The following is a 7,995-nucleotide window of genomic DNA, read 5'->3' on the forward strand; positions in this document are numbered from 1 at the left end:
GACCGCATGGGTCACATCGACCTGGCGGCGCCTTGCGCGCACATCTGGTTCCTGAAGTCGCTGCCGTCGCGTCTGGGCATGGTGCTCGACATGACGCTGCGCGACATCGAACGCGTGCTGTACTTCGAAGCCTATGTGGTGGTGGATTCGGGCATGACCCCGCTGAAGAAGTTCAGCATCATGTCCGAGGACGACTACGACACCAAGAAGCGCGAATTCGGTGACGAGTTCACTGCGCTGATGGGCGCCGAAGGCATCAAGCAGCTGCTCGAAGAGATGGATCTCGACGTCGAGATCGAGCGTCTGCGCGGCGACATGACCGGTTCCGAGCTGAAGGTCAAGAAGAATTCCAAGCGCCTCAAGGTGATGGAAGCCTTCAAGAAGTCGGGCATCAAGCCGCACTGGATGATCATGCAGGTGCTGCCGGTGCTGCCGCCGGACCTGCGTCCGCTGGTGCCGCTGGACGGTGGCCGCTTCGCGACCTCCGACCTGAACGACCTGTACCGCCGCGTCATCAACCGCAACAACCGCCTGGCGCGTCTGCTGGAGCTGAAGGCCCCTGAAATCATCGTGCGCAACGAAAAGCGCATGCTGCAGGAAGCCGTCGACTCGCTGCTGGACAACGGCCGCCGCGGCAAGGCGATGACGGGCGCGAACAAGCGCGCGCTCAAGTCGCTGGCCGACATGATCAAGGGCAAGTCGGGTCGCTTCCGCCAGAATCTGCTGGGCAAGCGCGTTGACTACTCGGGCCGTTCGGTCATCGTGGTGGGTCCGACGCTCAAGCTGCACCAGTGCGGTCTGCCGAAGCTGATGGCGCTGGAGCTGTTCAAGCCCTTCATCTTCTCGCGCCTGGAGGCCATGGGCATCGCGTCCACGATCAAGCAGGCCAAGAAGGAAGTGGAATCGGGCACGCCGGTGGTGTGGGACATCCTTGAAGAAGTCATCAAGGAACACCCGATCATGCTGAACCGCGCGCCGACGCTGCACCGCCTGGGCATCCAGGCGTTCGAGCCGGTGCTGATCGAAGGCAAGGCGATCCAGCTGCATCCGCTCGTCTGCTCGGCGTTCAACGCCGACTTCGACGGTGACCAGATGGCCGTCCACATCCCGCTGTCGATCGAAGCGCAGATGGAAGCCCGCACGCTGATGCTGGCCTCCAACAACGTGCTGTTCCCGGCCTCGGGCGAGCCGTCGATCGTGCCGTCGCAGGACGTGGTGCTGGGTCTGTACTACGCGACCCGTGACCGCATCAACGCCAAGGGCGAAGGCATGATCTTCTCCGACACCATCGAACTCCAGCGTGCGCTGGACAACGGTGTGGTCGAGATCACCGCCAAGATCAGCGTGCGCCTGACCGAGTACAGCCGCGCGTCAGCAGACGACGCCTGGGTGCCCGAGACCAAGCTGGTGGAAACCACCGTCGGTCGCGGCCTGCTGTCCGAGATCCTCCCGAAGGGCCTGCCGTTCACCAACCTGAACAAGGCGCTCAAGAAGAAGGAAATCTCGCGCCTGATCAACACCTCGTTCCGCAAGTGCGGCCTGAAGGCCACGGTCGTGTTCGCCGACAAGCTGCTGCAGAGCGGTTTCCGGCTGGCCACGCGCGCAGGCATCTCCATCGCCATCGACGACATGCTGGTGCCGAAGGAGAAGGTCAAGCTGCTGGAGCGTGCCGAAAAGGAAGTCAAGGAAATCGAGCAGCAGTACGTCTCGGGCCTGGTGACCGTCGGCGAGCGCTACAACAAGGTCGTCGACATCTGGGGCAAGACGGGTGACGAGGTGGGCAAGGTCATGATGGCCCAGCTCTCCAAGCAGAAGACCATCGACCGCCACGGCAAGGAAGTCGATCAGGAGTCGTTCAACTCCATCTACATGATGGCCGACTCCGGCGCGCGGGGTTCCGCCGCCCAGATCCGACAGCTCGCCGGCATGCGCGGCCTGATGGCCAAGCCGGACGGCTCGATCATCGAGACGCCCATCACCGCGAATTTCCGCGAAGGCCTGAACGTTCTGCAGTACTTCATCTCCACCCACGGCGCCCGCAAGGGCCTGGCGGACACGGCGCTGAAGACCGCGAACTCCGGTTACCTGACGCGCCGTCTGGTCGACGTGACGCAGGATCTGGTGGTCATCGAGGACGACTGCGGCACCGACAACGGCATGGCGATGCGCGCCCTGGTCGAAGGCGGCGAGGTCATCGAATCGCTGCGCGACCGCATCCTCGGCCGCGTCACCGCGGTCGATGTGCTGCACCCCGAGACCCAGGAAGTGCTGGTCACCCGCGGCAAGATGCTGGACGAGGACACCCTCGACCTGCTCGAATCCGTCGGCGCCGACGAGGTCAAGGTCCGCACCGCGCTGACCTGCGACACGCGTTTCGGCATCTGCGCCAAGTGCTACGGCCGCGATCTGGGCCGTGGCGGTCTGGTGAACCAGGGCGAAGCGATCGGTGTCATCGCCGCGCAGTCCATCGGCGAGCCGGGCACGCAGCTGACCATGCGGACCTTCCACATCGGTGGTGCGGCCTCGCGTGCGGCGATCGCGTCGAGCGTCGAAGCCAAGTCCGAAGGCCGCATCGGCTTCAACAGCACGATGCGCTACGTGACCAACGCCAAGGGCGAGCTGGTGGTGATCTCGCGTTCCGGCGAAATCATCATCTCCGACCCGCACGGCCGCGAGCGCGAGCGCCACAAGGTGCCGTACGGTGCGACCTTGAACATCAAGGCCGACCAGCAGATCAAGGCCGGCACGATCCTGGGCAACTGGGATCCGCTGACCCGTCCGATCATCACCGAGTTCGCCGGCAAGATGCGCTTCGAGAACGTCGAGGAAGGCGTGACCGTGGCCAAGCAGGTGGACGAAGTGACGGGCCTGTCGACGCTGGTGGTCATCGACCCGAAGCGCCGCGGTTCGGTCAAGGTCGTGCGTCCGCAGGTCAAGCTGCTGGACTTCGCCGGCCAGGAAGTGAAGATCCCCGGCACCGACCACTCGGTGACGATCGGCTTCCCCATCGGCTGTCTGATCCAGGTCCGCGACGGCCAGGACGTGATGCCCGGCGAGGTGCTGGCCCGTATCCCGGTCGAAGGCCAGAAGACGCGCGACATCACCGGCGGTCTGCCGCGGGTGGCCGAGCTGTTCGAAGCCCGCACGCCCAAGGACAAGGGCACGCTGGCCGAGATGACCGGCACGGTGTCGTTCGGCAAGGAGACCAAGGGCAAGGTGCGCCTGCAGATCACCGATCCGGAAGGCCGCGTCGCCGAGGAGCTCGTGCCGAAGGAAAAGAACATCCTGGTGCACGAAGGCCAGGTGGTCAACAAGGGCGAGTCGATCGTCGACGGTCCGGCCGATCCGCAGGACATCCTGCGTCTGCTGGGCGTCGAGGAACTGGCGCGCTACATCGTCGACGAAGTGCAGGACGTCTATCGGCTGCAGGGCGTGAAGATCAACGACAAGCACATCGAGGTGATCGTTCGCCAGATGCTGCGTCGTGTGCAGATCGCCAACTCGGGTGACTCCACGTACATCGTCGGCGAACAGGTCGAGCGTTCGGAGCTGTTCAACACGAACGAGCGCCTGCGCGCCGAGGGCAAGCTGCCCGCGACCTACACCGACGTGCTGCTGGGCATCACCAAGGCCTCGCTGTCGACCGACTCGTTCATCTCCGCGGCGTCCTTCCAGGAAACCACCCGCGTGCTGACCGAAGCGGCCATCATGGGCAAGCGCGACGAGCTGCGTGGCCTGAAGGAAAACGTCATCGTGGGTCGCCTGATCCCGGCCGGCACGGGTCTGGCCTTCCACCAGGCCCGCAAGGCCAAGGAAGCCATGGACGACACCGAGCGCCGCGCCATCGCGATGCAGGAAGCGCAGGAAGCACTGGCGGCGGTCGACGCCGACGCTGCTTCCGGCCTCGACCCCCAGGGCTGACGCCCGCAGGGCGGCCCCCGCACCGGCACTGCCGGCGCGGGGTGACCACTCCGCACACCCCGAGCTGGCCTGTCCACCTCGGGGTTTTTTACGTCTGCGCACTGTTGCAAATGCTTTTGCATTAGCATGTGGCCATGGAACACCGTGAACGCCAGACTCGCCAGCGAGACGCCCTCCTGCAAGCCCTGCAGGGCAGCGCCCGTGCGCTGACGCCTGCCGAGCTGTGTGCGCTGGCCCAGCAGCAGGTCGCCACGCTGAACCTCTCGACCGTCTACCGCCAGCTCAACGCGTTGCAGGAGCTGGGCGTGGTGACGCGGGTCGAACTGCCAGGGCAGTCCGCGCGCTTCGAGGCTGCCTGTGCGCACCAGCAGGATGCCCACGGCGACGAGGAGCACCACCACCACCATTTCCACTGCACGCAGTGCGACCGCGTGTTCCCCATCCACGCCTGCCCCGGCACGATGGACGAGCTGGCACCACCGGGCTTCCAGGTGCAGCGCCATGACCTGACACTGCACGGCCTGTGCGCCGACTGCGGCAGCGCCCAGGCCGCCAGGAGCGCGGCATGCTGATGGCGAGTGCCGTGGTGCGCTGTGGCGGAGCGCTCGGGCTGGTGGCGCTGCTGTGGCTGGCGGTGGGCTGGGGGCTGTCGGCATGAGCGATGCCGTGCTGACCCTCCATGGTGTCGGCGTGCAGCGCGGCGAGCGCTGGGCGCTGGAAGACGTCAGCGGCGAGATCTGCCGCGGTGCGATGACCGCGATCGTCGGGCCGAACGGGGCTGGCAAGAGCACCCTGCTCGACACGCTGTCCGGACAGCTGACGCCGCAGCAGGGCCGCATCCAGCGCGCCGCGGGCGTGACCGTGGCCTACTTGCCCCAGAGCGCACGCATCGACCGCAGCTTCCCGATCCGCGTCGGCGATGTGGTGGCGCTGGGCGCGTGGTCGCGCATCGGGCTGTGGAAAGCGCTGGGCGGCGGCTTGCGCCGCGAGGTGACCGAAGCGCTGGTGGCGGTCGGACTCGCCGGCTGCGAGCGCCGGGCGATTTCCGATCTGTCGACCGGCCAGTTCCAGCGTGTGCTGTTCGCGCGATTGATGCTGCAGAACGCCGATCTGATCCTGCTGGACGAGCCCTTCAACGCCATCGACGAAGGCACGACCGCCGACCTGCTGGCGCTGATGCACCGCTGGCACGCGCAGGGGCGCAGCATCGTTGCGGTGCTGCACGACATGGAGCAGGTGCGGGCCCATTTTGACCAGACGGTGCTGCTGTCGCGGCGCGTGCTCGCCTGGGGGGCGACGCCGAGTGCGCTGTCGGCTGAACCGTTGCGCGCGGCGCGCCAGATCGCCGACGAGGTGCGCGCATGACGCTGCTGGATTCGGGCGACTGGTCTGCGCTGCTGTTCCAGCCCTTCATCGAATTCGGTTTCATGCGCCGGGCGCTGGTGGCCGTGGTGGCGCTGTCGATGGGGGCCGCGCCGCTGGGCTGTCTGCTGGTGCTGCGGCGCATGAGCCTGGTGGGCGATGCGATGGCGCACGCGCTGCTGCCGGGCGCTGCGATCGGCTACCTGATGGCCGGCCTGTCGCTGACGGCGATGAGCATGGGCGGCTTCGTCGCGGCGCTGCTGGTGGCCCTCGGTGCGGGGGCGGTGACCCGCCGCACCGGCCAGCGCGAGGACGCCAGCTTCGCCGCCTTCTACCTGATCGCGCTGGCGCTGGGTGTGCTGCTGATCTCCACGCACGGCAGCAGCGTCGATCTGATCCACGTGCTCTTCGGCAGCGTGCTCGCGGTGGACAACGCGGCGCTGGTGCTGGTCGCCGCCATCGCCAGTGTGACGCTGCTGGCATTGGCGCTGCTGTACCGGCCGCTGGTGGTCGAGAGCTTCGACGCGACCTTCCTGCGCTCAGTGGACGGGCCGGGTGCGCTGAGCCACAACGTGCTGCTGGTGCTGACGGTTGCCAACCTGGTCGGCGGGTTCCAGGCGATGGGCACGCTGATGGCCGTCGGGCTGATGATGGTGCCCGCCATCGCCGCGCGCTTCTGGGTGCGTGACCTCGGGCCCTTGGCGCTGCTGGCGGCGCTGATGGCGATGGTCTCGGGCTGGATCGGGCTGCTGCTGTCCTTCCATGCCGACCTGCCATCCGGCCCGGCGATCGTGCTGGTGGCTGGCGGGTTCTACGCGGTGTCGCTGCTGTTTGGTCGGCACGAGGGGCTGCTCCGCCGGGGCTTTCCGCTGCAGGCGGCATGGCCATGAGCGTCACGCGCCGACAGTGGCTCCTGCGCGCCGCCGCGGCAGGGCTGTCGCCGGCCGCGGGCGCGCAGACCGCCGCGCGTCCGCTGCGCGTGGTCGCCAGCTTCTCGATCCTGGCCGACCTGGTCGCCAACGTCGGTGGCCCGGAGGTGGACGTCCACGCGCTGGTCGGCCGCGATGCCGATGCCCACGTCTTCCAGCCCGCACCGGCCGATGTGAAACGGGTGGCGCAGGCCGATCTGGTCGTCGTCAACGGCCTGCACTACGAAGGCTGGCTGACGCGGCTGGTGCAGAGCGCCGGCTTCCAGGGGCCGGTGCTGGTCTGCAGCGATGGCCTCGCGCCGCGCCGCCTGGGCGCCGATGCCGATCCCCACGCCTGGCAGGATCTCGCCAGCGTTCGCCACTACGTCACCCGCATCCGCGACGCGCTGGTGCAGGCCCGCCCCGCGCAGGCCGATGCGCTGCGCCGCCGTGCCGCCGACTACACCGCCCAGCTCGACACGCTCGACCGCCAGACCCGCGCCGATTTCGCCGCCCTGCCGGCCGACCGGCGCCGCGTGGTCACCTCGCACGACGCGTTCGGCTACTTCGCTGCGGCCTATGGCATCGAGTTCCTCGCCGCCCAGCGCTGGAACACCGACAGCGAGCCCTCCGCTGCCGACGTGGCGCGGCTGATCCGCCAGATCCGCCTGCAGCGTGCGGCGGCGCTGTTCGTCGAGAACATCTCCGATCCGCGGCTGGTGCAGCGCATCGCGCAGGAGACTGGCGCCGTCGTCGGCGGCACGCTGTATTCGGATGCGCTGTCCCCCCCGGGCACCGCCGCCGACACCTACCTCAAGCTGTTCCGCCACAACGTGCAGACCTTGCTCGCCGGGCTGCGCAGGAGTCCATGATGATGAAGCTCGATCCCAGGTGCGTCAGCATCGCGTCCGCCCTCGCGTTCGCGCTAGGTGCTGCACCGGTGCTGGCCGCCGACGCACCGGTCCACGCCCATGTCCACGGCGCCCTCCAGCTGGACATCGCGCTGGATGGCCCGACGCTGACCCTGTCCATGGAAGCACCGCTCGACAGCGTCTTCGGCTTCGAACACGCTCCGCGCACCGCCGCCGAGAAAAAGACCGCACAGGACGCGCTGGCGGCCTTGCGCGCCAGCGGGCCGCTGTTCACGCCGGACTCCGCCGCAGGCTGTGTCTTCAAGTCCGCCAGCGCCGACTCCGAGGCACTCCAGCCTGGTGCCAAGGTCGGTGAACACGCCGATCTGGACATGACCGCCGAGTTCACCTGTGCCAACCCTGGGCAGCTGCGTCGCATCGACCTGGGCGGTCTGCTCGACCGCTTCCCGCGCATCCAGCGCCTGCAGGCGCAGATCGTCACCGCCCAGGGCCAGTTCAGGCAGACGCTGCAGCGCCCCGCGCGGGTGCTGACCTGGGGCCGGTGATGACCTCGGCGCCGCTGCTGAGTCTGCGCGACCTGCGCTACCGCTGGCCAGGCCGCACGCACGACCAGCTCGACATCGCCGCCTTCGACGTGGCGCCGGGCGAGGCGCTGTTCCTGCGCGGCCCGAGCGGCTGCGGCAAGAGCACGCTGCTGTCGCTGCTGGCCGGCGTGCTGGTGGCCGACCATGGATCCGCCCGCCTGCTCGGCCAGGACTGGCGCACCCTGTCCGCCAGCCGCCGCGACCGCCAGCGCGCCGACCACGTCGGCTACATCTTCCAGCAGTTCAACCTGCTGCCCTACCTGTCCGTGCGCGACAACGTGCTGCTGCCGAGCCGGTTTTCCGCGCTGCGGGCGGTCCGGTCGCGGGAGGCCGCGGGCTCGCCCGGCG

Annotated in this window: 7 protein-coding genes; all 7 read left to right on the forward strand. The window is 68.1% G+C overall.

Going from position 1 to position 7,995, the window contains the following annotated elements:
* On the forward strand, window positions 1-3,921 hold a 3,921-nt coding region (rpoC, locus tag AB3X43_RS11180; RefSeq protein ID WP_369429922.1), incomplete at its 5' end, for a DNA-directed RNA polymerase subunit beta'.
* A 134-nt stretch (window positions 3,922-4,055) separates the two neighbouring features.
* Window positions 4,056-4,493, forward strand: coding sequence for a Fur family transcriptional regulator (locus AB3X43_RS11185; protein ID WP_369429923.1), 438 nt, complete (start codon window positions 4,056-4,058; stop codon window positions 4,491-4,493).
* Window positions 4,494-4,587: 94 nt separating this feature from the next.
* Entirely contained in the window at window positions 4,588-5,286 is a 699-nt protein-coding gene (locus AB3X43_RS11190) for a metal ABC transporter ATP-binding protein (RefSeq protein WP_369429924.1), read from the forward strand.
* Window positions 5,283-6,173 (forward strand): metal ABC transporter permease, encoded by an 891-nt coding sequence (locus AB3X43_RS11195; protein ID WP_369429925.1) that lies wholly within the window; start codon window positions 5,283-5,285, stop codon window positions 6,171-6,173. The genes AB3X43_RS11190 and AB3X43_RS11195 overlap by 4 nt, the downstream gene beginning before the upstream one ends.
* Complete coding sequence (locus tag AB3X43_RS11200) at window positions 6,170-7,063, forward strand: metal ABC transporter substrate-binding protein (protein WP_369429926.1); 894 nt, start codon at window positions 6,170-6,172, stop codon at window positions 7,061-7,063. The genes AB3X43_RS11195 and AB3X43_RS11200 overlap by 4 nt, the downstream gene beginning before the upstream one ends.
* Window positions 7,064-7,065: 2 nt before the next feature.
* Window positions 7,066-7,608 carry a DUF2796 domain-containing protein gene (locus AB3X43_RS11205; RefSeq protein ID WP_369429927.1) on the forward strand — a complete coding sequence of 181 codons (543 nt, stop codon included), beginning with the start codon at window positions 7,066-7,068 and terminating at the stop codon, window positions 7,606-7,608.
* Window positions 7,608-7,995: ATP-binding cassette domain-containing protein (locus AB3X43_RS11210; protein WP_369429928.1), on the forward strand; the 388-nt coding region annotated here is incomplete at its 3' end. The genes AB3X43_RS11205 and AB3X43_RS11210, both read left to right, overlap by 1 nt.

The sequence above is a fragment of the Sphaerotilus sp. genome, from assembly GCF_041083715.1.
Lineage (GTDB): Bacteria > Pseudomonadota > Gammaproteobacteria > Burkholderiales > Burkholderiaceae_C > Sphaerotilus.